Source organism: Bacteroides difficilis, assembly GCF_048319815.1.
In the GTDB taxonomy this organism is placed as follows: Bacteria; Bacteroidota; Bacteroidia; order Bacteroidales; family Bacteroidaceae; genus Bacteroides; species Bacteroides zhangwenhongii.
The window spans coordinates 5,380,973-5,402,923 of the sequence record NZ_CP182814.1 but is presented as its reverse complement, the minus strand read 5'-3'; the positions used below and the strand labels follow the sequence as shown (position 1 = coordinate 5,402,923).

The 21,951-nt window shown below is 48.6% G+C and carries 18 protein-coding genes and 1 riboswitch; of the genes, 10 read left to right on the top strand and 8 right to left on the bottom strand.

Annotation, left to right across the window (positions count from 1 at the left end; genetic code table 11):
• Positions 1 to 78 precede the first annotated feature (78 nt).
• From tsaB to rseP, 7 genes are all read left to right on the top strand, one after another.
• The gene (gene tsaB / locus ACNOGP_RS21185) at positions 79 to 768 is read left to right on the top strand and encodes a tRNA (adenosine(37)-N6)-threonylcarbamoyltransferase complex dimerization subunit type 1 TsaB (RefSeq protein WP_007766672.1); all 690 of its coding nucleotides are present in this window, start codon (positions 79 to 81) and stop codon (positions 766 to 768) included.
• Positions 769 to 916: 148 nt separating this feature from the next.
• The gene (locus tag ACNOGP_RS21180) at positions 917 to 1,528 is read left to right on the top strand and encodes a DUF4290 domain-containing protein (RefSeq protein ID WP_017142868.1); all 612 of its coding nucleotides are present in this window, start codon (positions 917 to 919) and stop codon (positions 1,526 to 1,528) included.
• A gap of 23 nt (positions 1,529 to 1,551) precedes the next feature.
• On the top strand, positions 1,552 to 2,856 hold the full coding sequence (gene murA, locus ACNOGP_RS21175; RefSeq protein ID WP_007766667.1) for a UDP-N-acetylglucosamine 1-carboxyvinyltransferase: 1,305 nt from the start codon (positions 1,552 to 1,554) through the stop codon (positions 2,854 to 2,856).
• On the top strand, positions 2,853 to 3,407 hold the full coding sequence (gene rimM / locus ACNOGP_RS21170; protein WP_186967374.1) for a ribosome maturation factor RimM: 555 nt from the start codon (positions 2,853 to 2,855) through the stop codon (positions 3,405 to 3,407). The genes murA and rimM overlap by 4 nt, the downstream gene beginning before the upstream one ends.
• Positions 3,408 to 3,477: 70 nt before the next feature.
• Complete coding sequence (locus ACNOGP_RS21165) at positions 3,478 to 4,338, top strand: M23 family metallopeptidase (protein ID WP_143865038.1); 861 nt, start codon at positions 3,478 to 3,480, stop codon at positions 4,336 to 4,338.
• Positions 4,339 to 4,357: 19 nt separating this feature from the next.
• Positions 4,358 to 5,542: a 1-deoxy-D-xylulose-5-phosphate reductoisomerase gene (locus ACNOGP_RS21160; protein ID WP_007766650.1), complete on the top strand. Its 1,185-nt coding sequence runs from the start codon at positions 4,358 to 4,360 to the stop codon at positions 5,540 to 5,542.
• 83 nt (positions 5,543 to 5,625) lie between these two features.
• Positions 5,626 to 6,981, top strand: a complete 1,356-nt coding sequence (rseP, locus tag ACNOGP_RS21155; protein ID WP_418213662.1) for an RIP metalloprotease RseP — start codon at positions 5,626 to 5,628, stop codon at positions 6,979 to 6,981.
• Between the two features lie 296 nt (positions 6,982 to 7,277).
• On the opposite strand, the gene nrdG is transcribed toward rseP, so the two are convergent.
• The 4 genes from nrdG to ACNOGP_RS21135 all read right to left on the bottom strand — a co-directional run bounded on the left by nrdG (position 7,278) and on the right by ACNOGP_RS21135 (position 12,504).
• Positions 7,278 to 7,769 (bottom strand): anaerobic ribonucleoside-triphosphate reductase activating protein, encoded by a 492-nt coding sequence (gene nrdG / locus ACNOGP_RS21150; protein WP_418213661.1) that lies wholly within the window; start codon positions 7,767 to 7,769, stop codon positions 7,278 to 7,280.
• 173 nt (positions 7,770 to 7,942) lie between these two features.
• The gene (locus tag ACNOGP_RS21145; RefSeq protein WP_418213660.1) at positions 7,943 to 10,336 is read right to left on the bottom strand and encodes an anaerobic ribonucleoside triphosphate reductase; all 2,394 of its coding nucleotides are present in this window, start codon (positions 10,334 to 10,336) and stop codon (positions 7,943 to 7,945) included.
• A 28-nt stretch (positions 10,337 to 10,364) separates the two neighbouring features.
• Positions 10,365 to 10,555: riboswitch (cobalamin riboswitch) on the bottom strand.
• A gap of 378 nt (positions 10,556 to 10,933) precedes the next feature.
• Positions 10,934 to 11,584, bottom strand: a complete 651-nt coding sequence (gene trhA / locus ACNOGP_RS21140) for a PAQR family membrane homeostasis protein TrhA (protein WP_195532726.1) — start codon at positions 11,582 to 11,584, stop codon at positions 10,934 to 10,936.
• A gap of 20 nt (positions 11,585 to 11,604) precedes the next feature.
• The gene (locus tag ACNOGP_RS21135; RefSeq protein ID WP_007751442.1) at positions 11,605 to 12,504 is read right to left on the bottom strand and encodes a diaminopimelate dehydrogenase; all 900 of its coding nucleotides are present in this window, start codon (positions 12,502 to 12,504) and stop codon (positions 11,605 to 11,607) included.
• A 187-nt stretch (positions 12,505 to 12,691) separates the two neighbouring features.
• Between ACNOGP_RS21135 and ruvA the strand changes: the two genes are divergently transcribed.
• Both ruvA and ACNOGP_RS21125 read left to right on the top strand, forming a co-directional pair.
• Positions 12,692 to 13,297: a Holliday junction branch migration protein RuvA gene (gene ruvA / locus ACNOGP_RS21130; RefSeq protein ID WP_418213659.1), complete on the top strand. Its 606-nt coding sequence runs from the start codon at positions 12,692 to 12,694 to the stop codon at positions 13,295 to 13,297.
• A gap of 2 nt (positions 13,298 to 13,299) precedes the next feature.
• Positions 13,300 to 14,301 carry a DUF3843 family protein gene (locus tag ACNOGP_RS21125; protein ID WP_195532729.1) on the top strand — a complete coding sequence of 334 codons (1,002 nt, stop codon included), beginning with the start codon at positions 13,300 to 13,302 and terminating at the stop codon, positions 14,299 to 14,301.
• A gap of 119 nt (positions 14,302 to 14,420) precedes the next feature.
• On the opposite strand, the gene ACNOGP_RS21120 is transcribed toward ACNOGP_RS21125, so the two are convergent.
• Positions 14,421 to 15,260 carry a hypothetical protein gene (locus ACNOGP_RS21120; protein WP_418213658.1) on the bottom strand — a complete coding sequence of 280 codons (840 nt, stop codon included), beginning with the start codon at positions 15,258 to 15,260 and terminating at the stop codon, positions 14,421 to 14,423.
• 97 nt (positions 15,261 to 15,357) lie between these two features.
• On the opposite strand from ACNOGP_RS21120, the gene ACNOGP_RS21115 reads away from it, so the two are divergent.
• Positions 15,358 to 16,803 carry a CCA tRNA nucleotidyltransferase gene (locus tag ACNOGP_RS21115; protein ID WP_272721294.1) on the top strand — a complete coding sequence of 482 codons (1,446 nt, stop codon included), beginning with the start codon at positions 15,358 to 15,360 and terminating at the stop codon, positions 16,801 to 16,803.
• Positions 16,804 to 16,848: 45 nt separating this feature from the next.
• On the opposite strand, the gene ACNOGP_RS21110 is transcribed toward ACNOGP_RS21115, so the two are convergent.
• The 3 genes from ACNOGP_RS21110 to ACNOGP_RS21100 all read right to left on the bottom strand — a co-directional run bounded on the left by ACNOGP_RS21110 (position 16,849) and on the right by ACNOGP_RS21100 (position 21,951).
• Positions 16,849 to 18,012 carry a M24 family metallopeptidase gene (locus ACNOGP_RS21110; protein ID WP_007766608.1) on the bottom strand — a complete coding sequence of 388 codons (1,164 nt, stop codon included), beginning with the start codon at positions 18,010 to 18,012 and terminating at the stop codon, positions 16,849 to 16,851.
• Between the two features lie 273 nt (positions 18,013 to 18,285).
• Positions 18,286 to 19,623 carry an NADP-specific glutamate dehydrogenase gene (gdhA, locus tag ACNOGP_RS21105; RefSeq protein WP_418213657.1) on the bottom strand — a complete coding sequence of 446 codons (1,338 nt, stop codon included), beginning with the start codon at positions 19,621 to 19,623 and terminating at the stop codon, positions 18,286 to 18,288.
• A 216-nt stretch (positions 19,624 to 19,839) separates the two neighbouring features.
• The gene (locus tag ACNOGP_RS21100; protein WP_186967368.1) at positions 19,840 to 21,951 is read right to left on the bottom strand and encodes a prolyl oligopeptidase family serine peptidase; all 2,112 of its coding nucleotides are present in this window, start codon (positions 21,949 to 21,951) and stop codon (positions 19,840 to 19,842) included.

Sequence of the window (21,951 nt, the reverse complement as noted above, 5' to 3'; positions counted from 1 at the left end):
TTTGTGCAAAAGTACACGATTATTTTAAGAATTGGAAATTATCATGTAAATTTGCGACAATTTAATAAGCTGATTTTTATGTCGTGTATACTGAATATTGAAACCTCCACCTCCGTTTGCTCGGTGGCAATCAGTGAGGACGGAATGGTTCCGTTTGTGGAAGAAGACCTGAAAGGCCCTTCACACGCCGTTTCTTTAGGAGTTTTTGTCGATGAGGCATTGTCATTTATCGACAGTCATGCTATCCCGTTGGATGCGGTTGCGGTCAGTTGCGGGCCGGGATCTTACACCGGACTCCGGATCGGGGTTTCTATGGCGAAGGGCATTTGTTACGGACGCAACATTCCGTTGATCGGGATTCCGACGCTTGAGGTGCTGTGTGTTCCGGTCTTGCTGTATGAGAATCTTCCCGAAGACGCTTTGCTCTGTCCTATGATCGACGCCCGCCGTATGGAAGTTTATGCAGCCGTTTACGACCGTGCCTTAGATGTGAAGCGTGCCGTTGCAGCCGATATAGTGGACGAAAATTCCTATCTGGAGTTCCTGAACGAACGACCGGTTTATTTCTTCGGTAACGGAGCTGCCAAATGCCGCGAGAAGATAACGCATCCCAATGCGCATTTTATCGACAAGGTGCATCCGTTAGCCAAAATGATGTTCCCGCTTGCAGAAAAGGCAATAGCGAAAGAGGATTATAAGGACGTGGCCTACTTCGAACCTTTCTACCTGAAGGAATTCGTTGCTTCCACACCGAAGAAACTCCTTTGATGAATTGGTGATGAGCAATTAATTAGTTAATGAACGATTGGTAATGAATGATTAGTTAATGAATGATTGGCAATTAGCAATAACTTGATAAGCAATAAACAATTAATAATAGACGAAAGTGATTTTCAACTTTCAACTTTTTAAGATTATGCAATATAATACCCAACAGAAAAGAATGCCGCTTCCCGAATACGGGCGCAGCATACAAAATATGGTTGACTATGCGTTGACTATACAAGACCGTGCGGAACGTCAGCGTTGTGCCAACACGATTATAAATATCATGGGCAATATGTTCCCTCATTTGCGTGACGTGCCCGATTTCAAGCATAAACTTTGGGATCATTTGGCCATTATGTCCGGTTTTGAGCTGGACATCGATTACCCTTACGAGATTATCCGCAAAGACAATCTGGTGACCCGTCCGGAACACATACCTTACTCTACTACCCGTATGCGTTACCGTCATTACGGTCACACTTTGGAGATACTGATCAAGAAAGCCATCGAATTTCCCGAAGGAAATGAAAAGAGGAACTTGATAGCCTTGATCTGTAACCACATGAAGAAAGATTACATGGCGTGGAACAAAGACACGGTGGACGACCGGAAGATAGCCGAAGACCTTTATGAACTGTCCGACGGCAAACTCCAGATGACCGATGACATCATCCGCCTGATGGCTGAGCGTTTGAGCCAGAACTACCGTCCGAAGATGAACTACAATAACAATCGTCAGAATAACAAGAGACGATATTAAGAAATTTAATACCCCGAACATCAATGGCTTCATTTGTAATCGAAGGAGGACACCGGCTCTGCGGCGAGATTCATCCGCAAGGTGCCAAAAACGAAGTTTTGCAGATCATCTGCGCTACGTTGCTGACTGAAGAGGAAGTGACGGTGAACAATATACCTGACATTTTGGATGTCAACAACTTGATTCAGCTCTTGCGTGAGATGGGAGTGACGGTTGCAAAGAAAGGCATTGATACTTATAGCTTTAAGGCCGAAAATGTAGACTTGGCTTATCTCGAAAGCGATGAGTTCCTGAAGAAATGTTCCAGCCTGCGGGGTTCCGTCATGCTGATAGGTCCGATGGTCGCCCGTTTCGGCAAAGCGCTGATCTCCAAACCGGGAGGGGACAAGATTGGTCGCCGTCGTCTGGATACCCACTTTGTCGGCATTCAGAATTTGGGGGCAGACTTCCGCTACGATGAGGAGCGTGGAATCTACGAGATTACCGCCAAACAACTTCGGGGCAATTATATGTTGCTGGACGAGGCTTCCGTCACCGGAACAGCTAATATCGTGATGGCTGCCGTGCTTGCCAAAGGCACTACCACTATTTATAATGCAGCCTGCGAGCCTTACGTTCAGCAGCTTTGCCGCTTGCTCAACCGGATGGGAGCGAAGATTAGCGGTATCGCGTCCAACCTGCTTACCATCGAAGGGGTGGACAAACTGCATGGCACACAGCACACCGTACTGCCCGATATGATTGAGGTCGGCAGCTTTATCGGTATGGCAGCCATGACGAAAAGTGAAATCACCATTAAGAATGTTTCTTACGAGAATCTGGGAATCATCCCCGAGAGCTTCCGCCGCTTGGGCATCAAGCTCGAACAGAGAGGCGATGATATTTACGTTCCCGCACAGGAAACATACGAGATAGAATCTTTTATCGACGGCTCCATCATGACGATAGCCGACGCCACCTGGCCGGGACTCACTCCGGACTTGCTGAGTGTCATGCTCGTTGTGGCGACACAAGCCAAAGGCAGCGTGCTGATTCATCAGAAAATGTTTGAAAGCCGCCTGTTCTTCGTAGACAAGCTGATTGATATGGGAGCTCAGATTATTCTCTGCGACCCTCACCGTGCCGTAGTCATCGGCCACAATCACGGCTTCAAGCTGCGCGGCGCCCGCCTGACTTCACCGGACATACGTGCCGGTATCGCCCTGCTGATTGCCGCCATGAGCGCCGAAGGAACCAGTACCATTAGTAACATCGAACAGATAGACCGTGGTTATCAGAACATCGAAGGACGTCTGAACGCCATCGGAGCCAGAATCACCCGGATATGATAAAGAAAGAAGAAGTATATAAAATAGGATTGTTCAATAAGCCGCACGGAATTCACGGTGAGTTGCAGTTTACCTTTACGGATGATATTTTTGACCGTGTGGACTGCGACTATCTGGTCTGCCTGCTCGACGGAATTTTTGTACCCTTTTTCATCGAAGAGTACCGTTTCCGTTCCGACTCCACCGCTTTGGTGAAGCTGGAGGGGGTCGATACCGCCGAACGTGCCCGGACGTTTACCAATGTCGAAGTCTATTTCCCTGTGAAGTATGCGGAAGAAGCCGGAGACGGTGAATTGTCCTGGAACTTCTTCGTCGGTTTCCGCATGGAGGACACTCGTCACGGACTTTTGGGCGAGGTGGTGGAGGTGGATACCGCTACCGTCAATACCCTTTTCGTAGTCGAGAAAGACGGTGAGGAACTGCTGGTTCCCGCCCAAGAGGAATTTATCGTAGGCATAGACCAGAGACGGAAACTCATCACCGTAGAGCTTCCCGAAGGGTTGCTCAATTTGGAAGATTTGGACGCGGATGATACGGATTGTCCCGTATAATCCGTATCTGAAGAGGAACATAAATCGGTCCTCCTTTTTAATTTTTAATCTTTAATTTTTAATTGTTCAAATGCCAAAGAGAAGACGAAGCAAAGCTTTCTGGAAAAATTTCAAGTTCAAGTATAAACTGACGATTGTCAATGAAAACACGCTTGAAGAGATTGTCGGGCTTCGTGTGTCCAAGCTCAATGGCCTTTCCGTGTTACTCAGCGTACTGACGGTGTTGTTTCTGATCGCAGCCTGCATCATCGCTTTCACCCCTTTGCGCAACTACCTTCCGGGTTATATGAACAGTGAGGTCCGTTCCCAAATCGTGGGTAACGCCTTGCGGGTGGACTCTCTGCAACAGGTGCTCAACCGGCAGAACCTCTATATCATGAACATTCAGGACATTTTCAGCGGCAATATACCCGTCGACAGTGTGCAGACGCTCGACTCGCTGACTACCGTCCGCAAAGACACCTTGATGGAACGCACCAAGCGCGAAGAGGAATTCCGCCGTCAATACGAAGAAACAGAGAAATACAACCTGACTTCCATCACCTCCCAGCCGGATGTGACGGGACTTATCCTGTACCGCCCGACGCGGGGAATGGTTTCCGACCGCTTCGATGCGGAAAAGAAACACTACGGAACGGATATTGCCGCCAATCCCAATGAAAGTGTGCTGGCAACGATGGACGGAACCGTTATTCTGAGTACCTACACCGCCGAAACAGGCTACCTGATCGGTGTGCAACATAGTCAGGATTTGATATCGGTTTATAAGCATTGCGGCTCTCTGCTCAAGAAAGAGGGTGACCGTGTGAAAGGGGGCGAAGCCATCGCTTTGGTGGGTAACAGTGGAACTCTCAGCACGGGTCCGCACCTGCATTTCGAGCTTTGGTACAAAGGCCATCCGGTGAATCCTGAGAAGTATATCGTTTTTTAGTGAGGAGAATATATAAGAAATGAATATAGAAACTAATAAAAAGAAGAAACAAATAGCCATTTTAGGCTCTACCGGGTCTATCGGCACACAGGCATTGCAGGTGATAGAGGAACATCCCGATCTGTACGAGGCATACGCGCTGACGGCCAACAATCGTGTGGAGCTGCTGATAGCTCAGGCGCGGAAGTTTCAGCCGGAAGTTGTCGTGATAGCCAACGAAGAGAAATATACCGAACTGAAAGAAGCTTTGAGCGACCTGCCTATAAAGGTATACGCGGGAACTGACGCCATCTGCCAGATAGTGGAGGCCGGTCCGATTGATATGGTATTGACGGCGATGGTCGGTTATGCCGGACTGAAACCTACCATGAATGCGATTCGGGCAAAGAAAGCCATTGCATTGGCGAATAAGGAAACGTTGGTCGTGGCGGGAGAACTGATTAATGAACTGGCACAGCAATACCGTACACCGATTTTGCCGGTGGACTCCGAACATTCCGCTGTTTTTCAGTGTTTGGCAGGAGAAGTCGGCAATCCGATAGAGAAAGTCATACTGACCGCTTCGGGGGGACCTTTCCGTACCTGCACGCTGGAGCAGCTTAAGTACGTGACCAAGACGCAAGCCTTGAAACACCCCAACTGGGAGATGGGGGCCAAGATTACCATCGACTCCGCTTCTATGATGAACAAAGGTTTTGAGGTTATCGAGGCGAAGTGGCTGTTTGGCGTTCAGCCCAGCCAGATTGAAGTCGTGGTGCATCCGCAATCCGTGATCCACTCTATGGTGCAGTTTGAAGACGGGGCGGTGAAAGCGCAGCTCGGTATGCCTGATATGCGTCTGCCTATCCAATACGCCTTCTCCTATCCGGACCGTATCAGTGCCTCTTTCGACAGGCTTGATTTCTCCAAATGCACGAACCTGACGTTTGAACAGCCCGACACGAAACGGTTCCGCAACCTCGCTCTCGCTTACGAAGCGATGTATCGGGGAGGGAATATGCCTTGCATCGTTAATGCGGCCAACGAAGTGGTAGTCGCTTCTTTCCTGAAAGACGGTATCAGCTTTCTCGGCATGAGTGATGTGATAGAGAAGACGATGGAACAGGCTACGTTTATAGCCAACCCCACGTACGATGACTATGTAGCGACCGATGCGGAAGCGCGGCGAATCGCTTCCGGACTGGTGGGTCGGCAAAGTCTTTAGTTCCTCCCCAAAAAACTATTCATTCGTGTGGATAGTAAAAAGTAAATAGTAATTCGTAAAATATAAATTGTAATATAATAAACATGGAAACATTTTTGATTCGTGCCCTCCAATTGATTATGAGCTTGTCTTTGCTCGTTATCATTCATGAAGGCGGGCATTTCCTTTTTGCCCGTCTGTTTAAGGTGCGTGTAGAAAAATTCTGCTTATTCTTCGACCCCTGGTTCACTCTGTTTAAGTTCAAACCCAAGAAAAGCGAAACGGAATATGCCGTAGGCTGGCTGCCGTTGGGCGGTTATGTGAAGATTGCCGGTATGATTGACGAGTCGATGGATACCGAGCAGATGAAGCAGCCTGAGCAACCGTGGGAGTTTCGTTCCAAACCCGCTTGGCAACGCCTGCTCATTATGGTTGGCGGGGTGCTGTTCAACTTCCTGTTGGCGCTGTTCATCTATTCGATGATTCTTTTTGCATGGGGCGACCAGTATATAAAGGTACAGGAAGCTCCTCTCGGCATGGACTTCAACGAGACCGCCAAGTCTGTCGGCTTCAAAGACGGTGACATACTGCTTTCTGCCGATGGTGTTCCTTTCGAGCGATACGACGGTGATATGTTGAGCCAGATTGCCGACGCCCGCGAAGTAAGCGTACTGCGCAACGGTGCGAAAGCTTCAGTCTACATTCCCGAAGACTTTATGCAACGCCTCCTGGTGGACAGTGTCCGTTTTGCCTCCTATCGTTTTCCGTACGTTGTAGATAGCGTCATGGTCAACTCTCCTGCCGCGCAAGCGGGTATTTTGCCGGGCGATAGTATCATTGCCCTGAACGGAACGCCTATCTCTTTCTCCGATTTCAAGGAAATGATGGCGGAACGTAAGAAAAACGAGGCTGCGCTTCTCAATGACAGTATCGACCCGCGTTTGATCACCCTCACTTATATACGTGGCGGTGTGGAGGACACGCTGAGTATGCGTGTGGATTCCGCTTACCTGATGGGTGTGACCGCTTGCGTGTTGACCGACCGTTTGTTGCCGATGGTGAAAAAGGAGTATGCTTTCCTCGAATCTTTCCCCGCAGGTATCTCGCTCGGTGTCAAGACGTTGGAAGGCTATGTCGGAAATATGAAGTACCTCTTCTCTAAAGAAGGAGCCAAGCAACTGGGTGGCTTCGGAACGATTGGCAGTATTTTCCCCGCAACGTGGGATTGGCATCAGTTCTGGTACATGACAGCTTTCCTGTCCATTATTCTGGCTTTCATGAATATACTGCCTATTCCCGCATTGGACGGTGGTCATGTGCTCTTCCTCTTCTACGAGATGATAGCCCGCCGCAAACCGAGCGACAAGTTTATGGAGTATGCCCAGATGACCGGTATGGTCCTGCTCTTCGGTCTTCTTATATGGGCGAATTTCAATGATATTTTGAGGTTCTTCTTCTGAATCTCTTGAAGGAAATCCTGTTTTCATGAAGTTGCGATTTCAGCAACTTCATGAAACTTTATAAAAGTGGAAATACCTTCCGATTACAGGGAATCAAGAGCGTATTTGTATAGCAAATAGCTTATAATCAACGAACTAACATCCCTGTTTTCTTGAATACAAAAAAGGCGTTTTAACACAGTGTTAAAACGCCTTTTTTGTATTCAAGGAACCGCCTTTTCTCTCTACCAAGAACCGCCCTTTCTCCATTTCCCTTCCCGCCTTGTCCCGCGAAAAGCCGGACTCTATGTTAAAATTTAACGGTTCAGCTTCAGAATCCTCTGATTACTGCTTCCTCTGAACTCCAGATAGGGAGAGAAAAGCGACTGCTCGAAACGTCCGTCCACCAGTACGTCGATATAGGTTAGTATTGCCTTCAAGCGGGGTTGTTCCTGAATCTCTTCGTACGTATAACCAGTGTAGCACCATACGTTCATCCCGGTTTCCTCCTTCACCCGCCTGACGAGCGACAGGAATGCTTCCGGATTATAGAACGGATCTCCACCGGAGAATGTCACCCCATCCAGCAGCGGATTGGCTTTAATCTCCTTGATAATGCCTTGAATCTTCTCCTCTGTCAACCGTTCCCCCGCTTTCGGATTCCAGCTTTCCGGATTGTGGCAGCCGGGACAGTGATGAGAACATCCGGCAAGGTAAATAGAATACCGGATCCCCTCACCATCTACTATCGTCTCCGGATAAACCGTTAATAAGTTGAGAGTGGAGAGTTGAGAGTTGAGAGTTTTCATAATTGGTTGAGATAAAGTAATTTAAATAAAAAAAGTGGGAGATAAGAGTTAAAAGCTAAGAATTAAGAACTAAGAACTTGTAGAAGTTGAGAATTAAGAGTTGAGAGTTAAGAATTAAGAGTTAAAACATCATCTCCCTTCACTCTCAACTCTCAACTCTCCCCTCTCAACTTCTACAAGTTCTTTACCCGGTCCTTTTCTTCTGCTCGTTTGGCAGAGTTCCACGAGCTTAAATCACCGGTCAGATAGCCTGTGATGCGACGCATACGGAGGATGCTTTCGCTTTGGCAAACCGGGCATTTATCAAAAATCACCCCTTTGTAACCGCAGTTGTGGCACGTATCCACCGGATGATTGATCGATCCGTAGCCGATTCCCTCGTCGTGCATCACTTTCACGATTTTGGCGATGGCGCGTACATTTTTCTGTGCTTCGCCGTCCAGTTCTACATACGTGATATGCCCACCGCGTGTGATGGCGTGGAAAGGAGCTTCGCACTTGATTTTCTCTACAATGCTAATCTGCTCTTTTACATCCACGTGGAAAGAGTTGACATAATAATCCCGATCCGTCACTCCAGGAATCTTCCCGTACTTCCGTCTGTCCATTTTGGTGAAACGTCCGGAGAGTCCTTCGGCGGGAGTAGCCAGAACAGAGTAATTCAAGTTGTATTTCGCTTTGTATTCGTCTACTACCTTATTCATTTCCATCACCGCTTCGTACAACGTGCCCCATGCCTTCCGGCTGTGTCCGTGCCCCTCTCCGTAGAGTGCCACCATCGCGTTGTGTCCGCCGATGAATCCGATTCCCAGCGTTCCGCTGCGCAATACGTCGCCCACCTGCTCGTTCGGATTCAAGTCCGCACCGCCTTTCCATACATTATTCCCCATCATGAAAGGAAACTGGCGTGCAAGAGCTGTACGTTGGTACTGATAACGTTCGTAAAGCTGGTCTGCCACCAAAGCAGCCATAGAGTGCACGGATTCAATGAAAATCTCCTTAGCCTTCTGTTCTATGGCAGCCGTGTTGCGTTCGTCCTCTATCAGATTCTCCGCCTTGATGCGGGCTTCGATGGCGAGTCTCGGCATATTGAGCGTGGTGAAAGACAGATTGCCTCGTCCCAATGATGACTTTTCTCCTGCCACGTTTTCAAACACACGGGTGCGGCAACCCATCGTTGCCAACTCGTAGATGTACCGTTTCGGATCATCCGCTTTCCATTTCTCGTTCGTGTTGAAAGGCGTGTCGAGGAACATGAAGTTCGGGAACAATGCTTTTGCGGTTGTCTGGCAGGCTTTCAGCAGCAGATCGAAGTTGGGAGCTTCGTAACGGTCGTTCATGGCCTCTTCTATATTCTCCGCTTTCATAGCCTTTTCAAAATCCTTTTCCGAGTAAGACACCCCGTCCTTCACCTTGAAAATCTGAATGGGGAAGACGGGCACTTCACCTCGTGTGCCCAGTCCCTCGATTGTGGCTTTCAGTAGCTCTTCAATCACCATGCGGCCTTCGGCGGAAGTGTCCGTACCGTAGTTTATCGAGCTGAATACCACCTGGTTACCTCCGCGAGAGTGCATCGTGTTCAGGTTGTGGATAAATCCCTCCATCGCCTGATGCGTGTCCTTGCGGGTCTGCTGATAAGCCTTTTCCACAATTCTTGCGAGGTGCTCCTTGTCTATGATGATCTGCAAGGCTATCAGAGCGATGCGTAATGTCTCACGTTCGGTTTCGGTGGACTTGATGGAGGGAAGATACTCCTCGATCAACGTGCGGATAGCCTTTTCGTCCGCCTGGCTTCCGTTTTCCATCGCCACGTAGAAGTTGATGAACGAAGCCAGATGTTTGCGGAACGACTTCGCTACTCCTTTCGCCATGAAGAAATCGAAGGCGGGGATTGCCTGTCCTCCGTGTTGCTCGTTCTGGTTGGTTTGGAAAATGATGGTTGCCAGCGTGGCGTAGCTCTGAATACTCTGTGGCGTGCGGATACTTCCGTTCTTGGTACGGAATCCGCGTTCAAAGAGGTCGTCCATGTCATACTGGATGCAGGTCGTCGTCTTTGTCGGATAGTAATCCAAGTCGTGGATGTGGATGTCGCCCAATTGGTGTGCTTCCGCAAAACGTTTCGGCAACAGGTATTTATAGGTATAATCTTTGGTCACTTCGGAGGCGAAAGTCATCATTTGCCCGGCAGGCGTGTGGCTGCTCATGTTGGCGTTGCTCAGATTGACATCGTTCTTGTCGATGGCGACGATACCGTCCATCACGTGCTTCATCTGGGTTTTCTTGTCCCGTTCCGTGTTCCGCCATTCGCGATAGATAATGTACTTCTTCGCTACTTCAGGGCGCACCTTCATCAATGCTTTTTCCACCAAGTCCTGAATCTCCTCTACGGTAATGGTAGGGGTGGCAAATTGGCTGATTACGTTCATCGTGATGTCAGCCACCAACTGCTGTTCATCCTGGATACCGGTTGCATTGAATGCCTTACTGATCGCATTCTTGATCTTACTGATAGAGAAATCTTCTCTTTTACCATCACGTTTGATGATACAAATTTCCGCGTAGTTCATAACTTTAACTCCCGAAAGTGATTAATAATAAGTTGATTCTGATTCCGGCAGGTCTTCTGACTTATCCCTCCCCCGCAACACCTTCCCACACCCGTTGTCGATGCAGTGGCTTACCGTGCGGATTCTTAGAGAATTACAGCAGCGGGTACTGTCGCCGATTTGCACAGCGTTCCCTCATTGACTAAACCTCTTTTTAGTTCCGAAACCGGATACAAAGATAGAAGATAATCCAATAGCTTGGTTCGCTTTTAACATTAAATTTTGGGAAACTTTTCTTTCTCACTGATACAGAAAGTTTTCCGTTTTGGAAAACTTTTCTTTAAGTTATTCTTTGAAAGTTATGTGAAACTCTCCGTTGTTCTTCTTGTCTATATTATGATGGGTTATTCGTTAATTTTTAGATTTAACTACGTTAAATGTTAACGAATATCTGATATCTATTAAACCGTGTTATAAATGTTCCTGCTTTGCCTCGAAAATTTGGAGATATGAGGAAAGTCCGTATCTTTGTACTGTGTTTTTCATAGTATTAGATTTAAGGTTAATAAAGATTGGCTGTCTGGGATAGATGGCCTTTTTTTTGTCCGTATGCGTCCTTTATAAAACCAGCCAGATTGCCACGATGTGCCCTACGCTTCCGCCGAGACAGAACAGATGGAAAGCGGCGTGCATATAAGGCTTGCGCAGCGAATAGAATACAGCTCCTGTAATGTATGAAATGCCTCCGCCTATCAGCCACCAGAAAGCGGGGGAGGCACCGGCCATTTCCAACTGATCGAGAAGAGGCTTCATTGCCACCAGTATACATGCCCCCATACCCACATAACAAACCGTTTCGAGATTGCTATGCTCTTTCAGCTTTTTGAAACTAAGGATGAAACCGGCAATGGCGGACAGCCAGACAAATGCGAAAATACCCCATCCCCAACCGCCTGCATGGCGCAAGACGAGTAGTGTGAACGGAGTATAAGTGCCTGCTATGTGCAGATAGATGGCTCCGTGGTCAAATTTACGGAGCTGTTCTTTCAGTGCTCCCGGACGACTGCCGTGATACCAGGTAGAACTGACGTAAGAAGAAAGCATTCCCGCCAGATAGACAATCACGCAGGGCACTGCCCATTGCGGATCAGCAGCAACGGAAGCTTTTCGCAGTAAGAAATATCCTGCTACGATTCCGAGAAGAATGCCTGCCCCATGACTGAGGGTGTTCGCCCATTCTTCCCGGTTGCTATATCGTTTGTTTTTCAATGTCCCTCGACTAAATCCGACTAAACCAAATGTCCGATCCACTCTTCGCGGTCGCCCGGAAGGAGGTCGATTACCGGAATTTCTACCATTGTGTAACATCCCGGTTGCTGTTTCATGGAAGCGCGCGCCACGCACACCAATACCTGTGCGGTCAGTGCGGGGTTGTTGATACGCATATTGAATTCGAACAACTGGTTCTGGGTTTTGCCGGATACGCCCTTGCGGGTCAGGTTCACGCCGTGTCCCATGTCGAGCAGAGCGTCTACGCTCGGAACGAGTTTCACGTGTGTTTCATCGTTCACAAAGTAAGGATCTGCTTTGATGGCAGCAGCTACTTCTTCGAATTTATATCCGTCTTTCAGTTCGATGTATACCATGCGGCGGTGGATTCCCGTTCCGGTCGGAATAGTCATGGAAAGGGCAGCCTTCACTCCATCAATCGCTTTCACGGCTACGGTGTGTCCCATGCTCATACCCGGACCGAAGTTCGTGTACGTGATGCCTTTCGGAGCGATCGCTTCCAGCATGGTGCGTACGATGGAGTCACTTCCCGGATCCCATCCGGCAGAGATGATCGATACGGCTTTATGCTCTTTGGCGGTAGCGTTTAGTGTACGGCGCAAGTCTACGATGCCGGTATGGATATCGAAACTGTCCACTGTATTAATGCCCATCGCCAAGTATTCTTTGGCATATTTCTCTACGCTGCGGGTCGGCGTGCAAAGAATAGCTACGTCTACCTCTCCCAGCTCTTTTATGTCCTTCACTACTGCGTAGTTTGCTAACTCTTCCGGTTTGTTCTCTGCTCCGGCACGGCGAACGACTCCGGCTATTTCGAAATCAGGTGCTGCCTGAAGCGCTTCAAGTACATAATGTCCAATGTTGCCATAACCAACGATGGCAGCTCTTACTTTTTTCATTCTTTTCTTGGTTTTAATGAACAAATTTCTTTCTTTTGCCTGCAAAAGTAAACAATTTACTACTAACTTTGGTTCATCTGCTTTAATATTTTTATTTTTTTCATATTCTTCGTATCTGATGTATAAAAGAATAATCTGTGAGAATCAGTGTAATCTGTGGTGAGAAAGTTTTATCTTTGTACCCGTTATGATAGAATACATTAGAGGCGAGCTTGCCGAACTTAGTCCGGCAACCGCAGTGATCGACTGTAACGGGGTGGGCTATGCCGCCAATATATCTCTGAACACCTATTCGGCCATTCAGGGAAAGAAAACCTGTAAGTTGTATATATATGAAGCCATTCGTGAGGACGCTTATGTGCTCTACGGATTTGCCGAGAAGCAGGAGAGGGAGATTTTCCTGTTGCTGATTTCCGTGTCGGGCATTGGCGGGAATACGGCGCGTATGATCCTCTCCGCCCTTTCGCCTGCCGAGCTGGTAAACGTCATCAGTACCGAGAATGCGAACTTGTTGAAGACGGTGAAGGGAATCGGGCTGAAGACTGCGCAACGGGTGATTGTCGACCTGAAAGATAAGATAAAGACAATGGGAGTGTCCGCTGCCGGTGGAAGTGCCGTTGGCGGTATGCTGCTGCAGGCTGCCAACGCGGAAGTGCAGGAGGAAGCTGTGGCTGCATTGACGATGCTTGGCTTTGCTGCTGCGCCTTCGCAGAAGGTGGTGCTGGCTATCTTGAAGGAAGAGCCGGAAGCTCCGGTGGAAAAGGTTATTAAACTGGCTTTGAAACGATTATAATGATGAGGCAATCAAAGATTTATATGCGCCCGTGGCTTGAGATTCACCACCGGACGAAGAAAACGGATACGGACGAGTGGTACATGGGGTTGGCCAATGAGCTGTTGCCGTTGGTGATGACTTTCCCTTTGTATGAAGGAAACCCGGACGTAGCGGAAGACCAGCGTCGGTTGGCTCTGACGTGCGCTCTGTATCTGGAGGACTGCGTGGCGGATGCGGGAAACTGGCGGGAATTTATCCATTGGCATAAGAAGAGTTATGGTCGTTATCTGCCGTTCTATTCGTTGACGGAGGATTACTTGCCGGACGAGATTAACCGTGAGGATATCGCTTTTCTTCTGTGGGCGCTCAGTTCGACGAGCAGTGACAGTTTCCCGTTCAACGATGTGGAGAATCCGTTGGATGAGACGTTGCTTGAGTTGGCGGATGTACTTTACGAACGTCTGGATGCGGCTTTCGAGTCGGCTCCTATCAGTGATGAGCTGGCTTCGAACTGGATGATGGACAGGAGGCTGATGGAAAAGGAACGTGAACCTCTGCCTGAGATTGTGCCGGGAGCGGCATTGCCGGCGGATGTGGAACATTTTCTGGAAGCCGGTAAGGGCGAACCGCTCATGTTCTTTGACTCGTATGATGCCCTGAAGTTTTTCTTCGTCCATTCTCTGAAATGGGAAGACGATGAAGAGGCTTTGTTGCCCGAACTGGCGGAGTTTGACAACTTTGTTGTCTATGGCAATCCGAAAGGCGTGCTGGTGGCTCCGGATGTTGCCAAATACTTTGCAGCGGGGAATAATCCGTTGTATGACGCTGCGACAACGGAGGAGGAAGCATACGAGATGTTCTGTGAAGGGGGATTGTGCCCGTTCGATTTGTTGAAGTATGGCATGGAACATAACTTGTTGCCGGAGGCTCAATTTCCGTTTGAGAACGGAAAGGCATTGCTTCACGACAACTGGGACTTCGTGGCTCGCTGGTTCCTGAGAGAATTTTATGAAGGGGACTAATAGGTAGCGTTATGCCGATCAAGAAAAGTAACAACCCTTTTGCCGGAAAGGCTAATAATCAATTGAACAGACGGGTGAAGTGACCCGTCTGTCTTTTTATCTTAGAGTGATGGCTTTCATTATTTATCCGTCGGTTCTTCCTGTGCTTTCCGTTCTTTCTTCTTATTGATAAATCCGATTTTCAAGTTGGCGGCTTCCTGTTCTTTCTTTATCTCCTGCATGGCGGAGAGGATTTGCGCCAATTCGTAGACATTTGCCGCAGCCTGGCGGTCGGTCGGGCTCATAGTCGTTTTATAGGAGCGGTCGCCGATAAATTCCACACGGATATTCTTGTCCTTGTTGAAGTTGATGAAGCCGATAACGTTACCGTCCTCACCCAGTTTATAGTCCGCTTTCTCTATTTTCTCGTTCATGTCGGCTGTCTCGTAGCTGTCTTTGGAGGCGGGAGTTTCTGCGAAGCTGCCGTCGGGAGCAATCACTTTGACCCCTACGTGATGGATGTTGCCGGAACCACAGTAGATGGAAGTCATGCTCATCTTGCCCAGTTCGTCCACCTGAAAGCGGAGGAAAGAACGGTGCATGTTTTTTTCGACAGTCTGCGTAGGCCATAGATAATTGCCCACCTGTTGGTATTCCGCATCTTTCTCAAGGATGAATTTGTCTTTGATGGCGTTAAACTCCTCAGTCTTGGCCCGGAGGGCGCTGTCCAGGTAAGCAAGCGTTTTCTGCTGCGATTTCGTCTCTACATCCAGCATCAATGCCTGTCCCGCTTTGCGTGCCTCGAACGCTTTGGGATACAAAATCTTGATACTGTCGATCTGCGACTTGGCTTCTTCATAGTCGCCACGTTCGTAGGCCGCTTGGGCAACCATCAGTTTCTCATTGGCTTTTTTCTCGATTCCATTTCCGCAGGCAGCCAGTGCCAGTGTTCCGCAAAAGAAGATTGTTAGTTTTTTCATCACAAATTCTGTTTACTATTTGGTTATTTAGGGCAAAAGTACGAATATATCCCTTATTTTTGTAATTTTGTCCCCTCAAAACTTATAACTAAGAAGAATGATAGAGTTGACTCAAGAGGAATTGAAGCAGCATTTTAGCGAGCCCATCTTCGGGAAAATAGCCGAAACGGCCGATACGCTCGGTCTGGAGTGTTACGTCGTAGGCGGCTATGTTCGTGATATTTTTCTGCAACGTCCCTCTAAAGATATAGACGTGGTGGTGGTAGGCAGTGGGATAGCGATGGCGGAAGCGCTCGGAAAACATCTGGGACGCGGCGCTCATGTCTCTGTCTTCAAGAACTTCGGAACAGCACAGGTGAAATATAAAGGTACGGAAGTGGAATTTGTGGGGGCGCGCAGAGAGTCCTACCAACGGGATTCCCGCAAGCCGATTGTGGAGGACGGGACGTTGGAAGACGATCAGAACCGTCGTGACTTCACAATTAATGCCCTCGCCGTCTGCCTCAATAAGGGACGCTTCGGTGAACTGGTAGACCCGTTCGGAGGACTGGAGGATATGAAGGAGAAGACGATCCGCACTCCGCTCGATCCGGACATCACCTTCAGTGACGATCCGTTGCGGATGATGCGTTGTATCCGTTTTGCCACGCAGCTGGGATTTTATATTGACGATGACACGTTCGATTCTCTTTGCCGAAATAAGGACCGGATTGAAATTATATCGCGCGAGCGTATTGCCGACGAACTCAATAAGATAATTCTTTCACCGATTCCATCGAAAGGTTTTATTGACTTGGACCGTAGCGGACTGCTCCCGTTGATTTTTCCGGAGCTGGCTGCCTTGCAAGGGGTGGAAACCCGGAACGGGCGTTCGCATAAGGATAATTTTTATCATACGCTCGAAGTGCTGGATAATATCAGCAAAAAGACCGACAATCTTTGGTTGCGTTGGGCTGCCTTGCTGCACGACATTGCCAAACCTGTGACTAAACGTTGGGAACCGAAGGCGGGGTGGACTTTCCATAATCATAATTTTATCGGTGAGAAGATGATTCCGAATATTTTCCGGAAGATGAAGTTGCCGATGAATGAGAAGATGAAGTATGTGCAGAAGATGGTCAGTCTCCACATGCGTCCTATCGTGATAGCGGATGATGTGGTGACGGATTCGGCTGTCCGCCGTCTGCTTTTTGAGGCGGGGGATGACATCGACGACCTGATGACGCTCTGTGAAGCGGACATCACTTCCAAAAATATGGAACGTAAGCAACGTTTCCTGAATAACTTTCAACTGGTGCGGCAGAAGCTGAAAGACCTGGAGGAAAAAGACCGGATTCGCAATTTCCAGCCCCCTGTGAGCGGTGAGGAGATCATGGAGACTTTCGGATTGCAACCGTGCCGGGAGGTGGGGACTCTGAAAAGTGCGATAAAGGATGCGATTCTGGATGGAGTGATCCCGAATGAATATGAAGCTGCCCGCACCTTTATGTTGGCACGGGCAAAGAAGATGGGGCTGACACCGGTTATTCAAACAGATATGTAAATCATTTTATTGGGTTGTTTGAATAAGGTTTGTGTCCGGACGAGTTTAACTCAGCTCAATGATTTCTTCACGGCAGTTCGTCAGTTTCTCGATGCCTTCGTTCGTCACCACCCAAGAGTTTTCTATACCTACAGGACCTACTCCCGGAAGTACGATTTTCGGTTCGAGGGCAAACACCATGCCCGGTTCGAGTTCCTGCTTCATGCGGGGGGCCAGTACGGGAGCTTCGTTGATTTCGAGGCCGATGCCGTGGCCGATAAACTTCGCTTGCTGGTTGGTTCCCATGAATTTGTCTCTGAATCCGGCTTCCGTCGCTATTTGGATGGCGGTGTCATACAGTTGCTCGCAGGCAACACCCGGACGGGCAATGGAAGCTATTTTTTCCTGAATATCCAGACAGACCTGATGTGCCGCATAAGCTTCTTCCGGCAGTTTCCCGATAGAGAACACCCGGCTCATGTCGCCCATATATCCGTTGAAGTTGCCTCCTAAATCGACCATGACGCTTTGTCCTTCTTTCAACGGAGTCTTGTTGGCTCCTCCCGGCAGGGCAGGGTCGAGACCTTGTCCGCCCAGTGCGAAGTCGTATGGAGAAGGATATCCGGCGTTGTCTCCCGTGAGTACGCTGCCCATGAAGATTTCCATGCTGCGTCCGAACACCCGGAAAATGCCCAGACACCCTTGCAGGCGCATCAGACGTTCTATCTCGATAGAGAATTCTATATCCGTCATTCCCGGACGGTATACGCTCGGAATCTGTTCGTAAGCTTTCGCATGGGCAATGCCCGAACGGCGTAACATCTCGATTTCAACCGGTGTCTTCACACTACGTGCCTGACGGATCAGCGGAGTGCCGTTCACCACTTCGGTCTCGGGGAAGAGACTTGCCAGACGGCAATATTCCGTGTAAGGAAGTTCGTCGCCCTCCAACATCAACTTGGTCGGCATGGGCAATCCGTTTTCTTTCAGCAGATCGACAATCTGTTCCGGTTTGCGGATAGGGAACGAATGTTCGCCTGTGATATTATTGGGACGTTTGAAAAACAGCAATGCGGGTGAATGGAGCGGAAGATAAAGGTAACCGCTGACAACGCAGCCGTATGTATAAATCAGATTTGTATTACAAGTAATGAGCGCAGCGTCAATGCCCTGCAACGCCATCAGACTGCGAATCTTATCGCGACGGAATTTTAATTCGGGTTGTAGCATTTTTATTTAGTTATTTATTTATTCGATAATGCCGCAAAGATAATTAATTCCCATCGAAAATAACGTTAATCTCATAAAAATAGCGCCACCCGCGTCCTGTCACAGGAGGCGAGTGGCGCAAACCACAAATACAAATACAACTAAACAAAGTCTTCTAAATGAATCTAGAAATTAAAAATTAGAAACTAAAAATTAAATAATTTGTGAATCCCAAGCCAACCAGCTCCCGTCCACCTTCTATTTTTCTGCCTTTTAATTTTTAATCTTTAATTATCAAATGACGCCTTGTCCCATCATTGCATGGGCTACTTTCATGAATCCGGCAATGTTGGCTCCCTTCACATAATTAATGTATCCGTCGGGCTCCGTGCCGTATTTCACACATTGGGCATGGATGCCGTGCATGATTGCATGAAGCTTTTCATCCACTTCTGCGGCACTCCAGCTGAGGTGCATGGCGTTTTGAGACATTTCCAGTCCGGATGTGGCAACACCGCCTGCGTTGACTGCTTTACCCGGTGCGTACATCTTTTTATGCTCGATGAATAAATTGATGGCTTCCGGCGTACAGCCCATGTTGGAAATTTCTCCGACACAAAGTACGTCATTTTTTATGAGATTTTGTGCATCTTCTCCATTTAATTCATTCTGAGTTGCACAAGGAAGTGCAATATCAGCTTTTACTTCCCACGGACGCTTGCCCTCGACGAAGGTCGCACCCGGATATTTTTCCGCGTATGGAGCAACTATATCATTGCCCGAAGCCCGAAGCTCCAGCATATAGTCTATCTTTTCGCCACTGATGCCGTCGGGATCGTAAACGTATCCGTCCGGTCCGGAGATTGTAATCACTTTAGCACCCAGTTCGGTGGCTTTCGTGGCTGCCCCCCAAGCTACGTTTCCGAACCCGGAGATAGCGACGGTCTTACCTTTTATATCAATTCCTTTTGCCTGTAACATCTGGTTCACGAAATACAAACCGCCGAAACCGGTAGCTTCGGGACGAATCAGAGAACCGCCGAACTCCAATCCCTTGCCGGTGAAAGTTCCTGTAAATTCACGCGTCAGCTTCTTGTACATACCGAACATATAACCCACTTCGCGTCCGCCTACGCCGATATCACCGGCGGGAACATCCATATCCGGACCTAGGTGACGCCACAGCTCCAGCATGAACGCCTGGCAGAAACGCATGATTTCAGCATCGCTCTTGCCGCGTGGTGAGAAGTCGGAACCGCCTTTGCCGCCACCCATAGGCAGAGTGGTCAGTGCGTTCTTGAAAGTCTGTTCGAAGCCGAGAAACTTCAGGATGGAAAGATTGACGGAAGCATGGAAACGGATACCGCCTTTGTACGGGCCGATAGCGTTGTTGAATTGTACGCGGTAGCCGAGATTGGTCTGCACTTCGCCTTTATCGTCCACCCACGTCACACGGAAAGTAAAGATACGGTCGGGTTCGACCAGTCTTTCTATGATTTTGGCTTTTTCAAATTCAGGATGTTGATTGTATATATCTTCAATGGACAGAAGAACCTCTTTGACAGCTTGAAGATACTCAGATTCACCGGGATGTTTTGCCTCCAGAGAGGACATGATTTTTTGGATGTTCATGATACTATAGTTTAAAAGGTTAATTCTGATAAAATGTCAACTAACTATCTGCAAATATAGGGAAATATTTGAAATGTGATTATTTTCAAGGCGTTATTTTGATTAAATAATGATAAAATGATAGTTTTGGAGTCCAAGAAGCGCAAAGCCCCGCCACCTGTGATGTAAAAAACAGGTAACGGGGCTTCTATGTGTTCGCAAATAGAAAGCCGGTCTTTAGAATTTCGGTCTCATGCCCAGATTATACATGATGAATCCGTAAATGTCGGCTTGCTCTTCCAGTACCTTTGCCATAGGTTTGCCTGCACCGTGTCCGGCTTTGCTGTCGATGCGGATCAAGGTCGGATTGGTCCCGTCATTGTCGGCTTGCAGGGTAGCGGCAAACTTGAATGAGTGGGCGGGGACTACCCGGTCGTCATGGTCGGCAGTGGTTACCAGAGTTGCCGGATATTTTGTGCCCGGTTTCAGGTTGTGCAATGGAGAGTAACCTCTGAGGTATTCGAACATCTCCTTGCTGTCTTCACTGGTGCCGTAATCGCTGGCCCAGTTCCAGCCGATGGTAAACTTGTGGTAGCGGAGCATATCCATCACACCTACTTGCGGGATGGCTACGCGGAAGAGGTCGGGACGCTGCGTCATACAGGCGCCTACCAACAGACCGCCGTTGGAACCGCCGACAATCGCTATCTTGTCTTTATCGGTGTATTTCTGGCTGATGAGATATTCAGCGGCCGAGATGAAGTCGTCGAACACGTTCTGTTTCTGCATTTTGGTTCCGGCTACGTGCCAGTCCTCACCGTATTCGCTGCCGCCACGCAAGTTGACTTGGGCATAGATACCGCCGTTTTCGAGGAACGGGATGCGGTTGGAGCTGAAGCCCGGATTGAGACTGATACCGAAACCTCCGTACCCGTAGAGGAATACCGGATTTTTGCCGTCTTTCTTCAAGTCCTTCTTATAAGTAAGGAACATCGGAATCTTCACACCGTCCTTGCTGGGGAAAAACACCTGTTCCGTTACGAAGTCGTCCGAGTTGAACTGCACTTTCGGGGCACGGTACAGTTCGTAGCTGTTCTTGTCCATATCATATTTATAGGTAGCGCCGGGAATGGTGAACGAGGTAAATCCGAAGAAGCATTCCTTGTCATCCTTGTTGCCGCTGAATCCTACCGAACCGAGCGAGGGCAGTTCGATTTCCTGCAATTGCTTGCCGTCGAGGTCGTAAACGTATGCGTGATTGGAGGCGTCTTTGTCGTATGTGAGGAACAGTTTGCCACCGATCACTTCCGCGTTGGAGAGCACTGCTTCCGATTCGGGCACGAGTTCTTTCCAGTCTTCCAGTTTCGGATGGTTGATGTCCGCCACCATAATCCGGTTTTTCGGTGCGCCGTAGTTGGTGTAGATATAAATCCGGTCGCCGATTACTTCAATTGGGTAATATTGGTAATCGAGGTCAGTGGTGAGCTGGATGAAAGGAGAGGCGGGCTTTTTCAAATCCCGTATGAACAGGTTGTTCCCTCTTCCGGCTCCGGATTCGGTCAGGAATAGAATACGTTCATCCTCGCTGGTGCCGGAGGTGTAGAAACGTTTCGGATAAGCCGGATTCTGGTAAATCAGCTTGTCTTTCGATTGGGGTTCGCCGATCTTGTGGTAATAGATCTTATGATTCTCGTTCACGTTGGAGAACTCTTTTCCTTTGGTCGGAGCATCGTAAGCGCTATAATAGAATCCGTCTCCCTGCCAGGCAGCGTCGGTGAATTTGGCCCATTCGATGTGGTCTTCGAGCAACTTGCCGCTTTCGGTGTCCATCACGTAGATTTCAGACCAGTCGGAGCCGCTTCGCGAGATGGTGTACGCGGTGTATTTGCCGTCGTGTGAGAAATAAAGTCCCGTGAGGGCCACTGTGCCGTCGTCCGACAATTTGTTGGGGTCGAGGAACACGCGAGGCTCGCCGTCCAATGAATCTTGTACGTAGAACACGCTTTGATTCTGCAAACCGTCGTTCTTGCTGAAATAATATTTGCCGTGTTTCTTGACAGGAGCGCTGATCTTCTCGTAATCAGCCAGTTCCGTCAGCCGTTTCAAGAGGTTCTCCCGGAAAGGTATTTGGCTCAGATACTCGTTTGTCACTTTGTTCTGCGCTTCTACCCAAGCGGTGGTAGCTGCGCTGGTATCATTTTCCAACCATCTGTAAGGGTCGGGAACTTGCGTACCGAAGTACACGTCTACAGTGTCTACTTTTGCCGTCTCGGGGTAGACCGGCTTTTTTTGTTGGGGAGCGCATGACATTACCATGATTCCACTCATTAATAAAGTTACTTTTTTCAT

Excerpts from the sequence above, each read along its gene's own strand:
- tsaB (WP_007766672.1), top strand. The coding sequence starts at position 79 with ATGTCGTGTATACTGAATATTGAAACCTCCACCTCCGTTTGCTCGGTG.
- ACNOGP_RS21180 (WP_017142868.1), top strand. The coding sequence starts at position 917 with ATGCAATATAATACCCAACAGAAAAGAATGCCGCTTCCCGAATACGGG.
- murA (WP_007766667.1), top strand. The coding sequence starts at position 1,552 with ATGGCTTCATTTGTAATCGAAGGAGGACACCGGCTCTGCGGCGAGATT.
- rimM (WP_186967374.1), top strand. The coding sequence starts at position 2,853 with ATGATAAAGAAAGAAGAAGTATATAAAATAGGATTGTTCAATAAGCCG.
- ACNOGP_RS21165 (WP_143865038.1), top strand. The coding sequence starts at position 3,478 with ATGCCAAAGAGAAGACGAAGCAAAGCTTTCTGGAAAAATTTCAAGTTC.
- ACNOGP_RS21160 (WP_007766650.1), top strand. The coding sequence starts at position 4,358 with ATGAATATAGAAACTAATAAAAAGAAGAAACAAATAGCCATTTTAGGC.
- rseP (WP_418213662.1), top strand. The coding sequence starts at position 5,626 with ATGGAAACATTTTTGATTCGTGCCCTCCAATTGATTATGAGCTTGTCT.
- nrdG (WP_418213661.1), bottom strand. The coding sequence starts at position 7,769 with ATGAAAACTCTCAACTCTCAACTCTCCACTCTCAACTTATTAACGGTT.
- ACNOGP_RS21145 (WP_418213660.1), bottom strand. The coding sequence starts at position 10,336 with ATGAACTACGCGGAAATTTGTATCATCAAACGTGATGGTAAAAGAGAA.
- ACNOGP_RS21135 (WP_007751442.1), bottom strand. The coding sequence starts at position 12,504 with ATGAAAAAAGTAAGAGCTGCCATCGTTGGTTATGGCAACATTGGACAT.
- ruvA (WP_418213659.1), top strand. The coding sequence starts at position 12,692 with ATGATAGAATACATTAGAGGCGAGCTTGCCGAACTTAGTCCGGCAACC.
- ACNOGP_RS21125 (WP_195532729.1), top strand. The coding sequence starts at position 13,300 with ATGAGGCAATCAAAGATTTATATGCGCCCGTGGCTTGAGATTCACCAC.
- ACNOGP_RS21120 (WP_418213658.1), bottom strand. The coding sequence starts at position 15,260 with ATGAAAAAACTAACAATCTTCTTTTGCGGAACACTGGCACTGGCTGCC.
- ACNOGP_RS21115 (WP_272721294.1), top strand. The coding sequence starts at position 15,358 with ATGATAGAGTTGACTCAAGAGGAATTGAAGCAGCATTTTAGCGAGCCC.
- ACNOGP_RS21110 (WP_007766608.1), bottom strand. The coding sequence starts at position 18,012 with ATGCTACAACCCGAATTAAAATTCCGTCGCGATAAGATTCGCAGTCTG.
- gdhA (WP_418213657.1), bottom strand. The coding sequence starts at position 19,623 with ATGAACATCCAAAAAATCATGTCCTCTCTGGAGGCAAAACATCCCGGT.
- ACNOGP_RS21100 (WP_186967368.1), bottom strand. The coding sequence starts at position 21,951 with ATGAAAAAAGTAACTTTATTAATGAGTGGAATCATGGTAATGTCATGC.